The following is a 3,544-nucleotide window of genomic DNA, read 5'->3' as shown; positions in this document are numbered from 1 at the left end:
TCCGCCGCGACGAGATGCTGCCGCGCGAAGTGTTCCGCAACGGCGACCGCGTCCGTGCCTACATCTTCGACGTCCGCCGCGAAACGAGAGGCCCGCAGATCTTCCTCTCGCGCACCCATCCGCAGTTCATGGCAAAACTGTTCGCGCAGGAAGTGCCGGAAATCTATGACGGCATCGTCGAGATCAAGGCGGTGGCCCGCGATCCCGGCTCGCGCGCCAAGATCGGCGTGATTTCGCGTGATTCCTCGGTCGATCCGGTCGGCGCCTGCGTCGGCATGCGCGGCTCGCGCGTGCAGGCCGTGGTGAACGAGCTGCAGGGTGAGAAGATCGACATCATCCCCTGGTCGCCCGACATCGCGACCTTCGTGGTCAACGCATTGGCACCGGCCGAAGTCTCCAAGGTCGTCATCGACGAGGACCGCGAGCGCATCGAGGTCGTGGTGCCCGACACCAACAACCAGCTTTCGCTCGCGATCGGCCGCCGCGGCCAGAACGTGCGCCTCGCCTCGCAGCTCACCGGCTGGGACATCGACATCCTGACCGAGCAGGAGGAATCGGAGCGCCGCCAGGCCGACTTCGAGAACTCCACCCGCGTCTTCATGGAATCGCTCAACGTCGACGAAGTGGTCGGCCAGCTGCTGGCGTCGGAAGGCTTCACCTCCGTCGAGGAACTCGCGATGGTGGACGTCAAGGAACTCGCCGGGATCGAGGGATTCGACGAGGAGACCGCACAGGAGCTGCAGAACCGCGCCCGCGAATATCTGGAGCAGCAGGAAGCGGAGCTCGAGACCCGGCGCAAGGAGCTCGGCGTCGAGGACGCCCTCAAGGACGTGCCCGGCGTGACCTCGAAGATGCTGGTGAAGTTCGGCGAGAACGACATCAAGACGGTCGACGACCTCGCCGGCTGCGCCACCGACGATCTGGTCGGATGGACCGAGCGCAAGGAAGGCAGCGAGCCGACCAAGCACGCCGGCGCGCTCGACGGCGTCGACATCTCCCGTGACGACGCCGAAGCGATGATCATGCAGGCCCGCGTCAAGGCCGGCTGGATCACCGAGGCCGATCTCGCCAAGCCCGAAGAGGCCGAGGCGACCGAGGATCAGCCGGCTTAGGGCGTGTCCATCATGCGTCAAGACCACGCGACTTAGAGAGCCAAGGAGAATGTCGCCCGGATGCTTGCCAGCGTTGACAGCGAACTCGACCATGGGCCGCGGACCGAAAGGTCCGCGACCATGCGGATGTGCGCGGTCAGCCGCGAGGTCCGGCCGATCGACGAGCTGATCCGCTTCGTCATCTCGCCGCAAGGAGACGTGGTTCCCGATCTCAAGCGCAAGCTGCCCGGGCGCGGCATGTGGATCACCGCCTCGCGGAAGGTGGTTGCGGAAGCCGTGCGGCGTCACCAATTCAGCAAGGCCTTCAAGCGCGACCTGCGCCCCCTTCAGACGCTTCCCGCCGACATCGAGACGCTCCTGGTTCGGAGCGTGACGGAAGCCCTTGGGATCGCCGCCAAGGCGGGCCAGGTTGTGGCCGGCTTCGGCAAGGTCGAGAGCGCCCTTCGGGAAGGCACGGTCGAGGTCCTGATCCATGCCAGCGACGGGGCCGCGGACGGAATCCGCAAATTGGACGTGCTGGCGCGTCAAAATGCCGGAAATCGCGGCGCTCCGCCGCAGATTCCCGTCGTCACCGTACTGAAATCGATAGAATTGGATTTGGCACTGACCCGGTCAAATGTGATACATGCTGCCCTGCTCGCGGGCCCGGCGAGCAAGTCATTCCTGTCACGTAGCCAGATGCTGGTCCGATACCGGATGGCGGACGACGACAGGACTGCCGAAAAACCCGGCCAGGATTTCTGAGAGACAACGACGACCCGATTGGATGGTGCGGCAACGCACAACACTGACAAATCAGGATTAGGACTGCTGAATGGTTGATACCAAGACCCCTGGCGACAAGAAGCTGAGCGTTCCGAGCAAGACGCTATCGCTCAAGCCGCGCGTCGAAACGGGCACCGTACGCCAGAGCTTCAGCCATGGCCGTAGCAAGCAGGTCGTGGTCGAGAAGCGCGGCAAGCGCCGCATCGGCGACGGACCCGAGCCGCACGCGCCCGAGGTGACGGCAAAGCCCGCGGCAAAGCCGGCGCCGGCCGCACCCACCGCGCCGTCGCGCCCGGCGCAGTCCGCCCCGCCGCGCAACGCCGGTTCCGGCGTGGTGCTGCGTACCCTCACCGAGGACGAGCGCTCGGCGCGCGCCAGCGCGCTGGCCGATGCCAAGCTGCGCGAGGTCGAGGAGCGCCGTCAGGCCGAGGAAGAGGCCCAGCGCCGCGCCGTCCGCGAGGCCGCCGAGCGCGTCGAGCGCGAGGCCGCCGAAGCCCGTCGCAAGGCCGAGGAAGAGCGGCATCGCCACGAGGACGAAGCCAAGCGCAAGGCCGAGACCGAAGCCAAGAAGCGCTTCGGCGAAGGCGAGCAGCCGGCGGCCGCGCGGCCCGCAGCGGCAGCTCCGGTGACGAGCTCTCCGCGTCCCGCGCCGAACACGGCGCGACCTGCGGCGACCACCACTGCGCGCCCGGCAACGACCACGCAGCGGCCAACGGGCCCTGTGGGGCGCGCTCCTGCGGTTGCGGCCGGCCCCGACGAGGACGACGGTCCGCGCCAGATCCGTCGCGGTCCCGGCGGCGCCGCGCGTCCTGTGGCTGCCCCCAAGACCACCCACAAGCCCGGCCCGCAGAAAGAGCGCGGCCGCCTGACGGTCGTCACCGCGCTCAATGCCGACGAGGTCCGTGAGCGCTCGATCGCCTCGTTCCGCCGCCGCACCCAGCGCCTGAAGGGCCACGCCTCGAACGAGCCGAAGGAAAAGCTGATCCGCGAAGTCACGATCCCGGAGGCGATCACCATCCAGGAACTCGCCAACCGCATGTCAGAGCGTGCGGTGGACGTCATCCGCATGCTGATGAAGCAGGGCGCGATGCACAAGATCACCGATGTGATCGACGCCGATACCGCCCAGCTGATCGCCGAAGAGCTCGGCCACACCGTCAAGCGCGTTGCGGCAGCCGACGTCGAAGAAGGCCTGTTCGACATCGTCGACGACTCCACCGACACCGAGACGCGCTCGCCCGTCGTGACCGTGATGGGTCACGTCGACCACGGCAAGACCTCGCTGCTCGATGCGCTGCGCCACGCCAACGTCGTCTCCGGCGAAGCCGGCGGCATCACGCAGCATATCGGCGCCTATCAGGTGGTGTCGCCCGAGAGCGGCAAGAAGATCACCTTCATCGACACGCCCGGCCACGCCGCGTTCACCGCGATGCGCGCCCGCGGCGCCAAGGTCACCGACATCGTCGTGCTGGTGGTCGCGGCCGATGACGGCGTGATGCCGCAGACGGTCGAAGCCATCAACCACGCCAAGGCGGCGCGGGTGCCGATCATCGTCGCCATCAACAAGATCGACAAGCCGGACGCCAAGCCCGAGCGCGTCCGCACCGAGCTGCTCCAGCACGAGGTGCAGGTGGAATCCTTCGGCGGCGAAGTCGTCGACGTCGAAG

3 protein-coding genes are annotated in these 3,544 nt (G+C 67.4%); all 3 read left to right on the top strand.

Annotated elements, in window-relative coordinates; genetic code table 11:
* A partial coding sequence (gene nusA, locus JHD07_RS35470) for a transcription termination factor NusA (protein ID WP_291630662.1) occupies positions 1-1,112 on the top strand: 1,112 nt, incomplete at its 5' end.
* A gap of 60 nt (positions 1,113-1,172) precedes the next feature.
* The gene (locus JHD07_RS35465) at positions 1,173-1,856 is read left to right on the top strand and encodes an RNA-binding protein (protein ID WP_291630660.1); all 684 of its coding nucleotides are present in this window, start codon (positions 1,173-1,175) and stop codon (positions 1,854-1,856) included.
* A 70-nt stretch (positions 1,857-1,926) separates the two neighbouring features.
* Positions 1,927-3,544, top strand: a 1,618-nt coding sequence (locus JHD07_RS35460) for a translation initiation factor IF-2 N-terminal domain-containing protein (RefSeq protein ID WP_291630659.1), incomplete at its 3' end; no start/stop codon positions are given.

The organism is Bradyrhizobium sp., assembly GCF_016462955.1.
Lineage (GTDB): Bacteria > Pseudomonadota > Alphaproteobacteria > Rhizobiales > Xanthobacteraceae > Bradyrhizobium.
Note: the sequence above shows the minus strand (reverse complement) of the source record. Positions and strands in the feature narration are given on the sequence as shown.

What these genes read in the sequence shown, in the direction of transcription:
- JHD07_RS35465 (WP_291630660.1), top strand. Translation starts at nt 1,173, where the DNA reads ATGCTTGCCAGCGTTGACAGCGAACTCGACCATGGGCCGCGGACCGAA.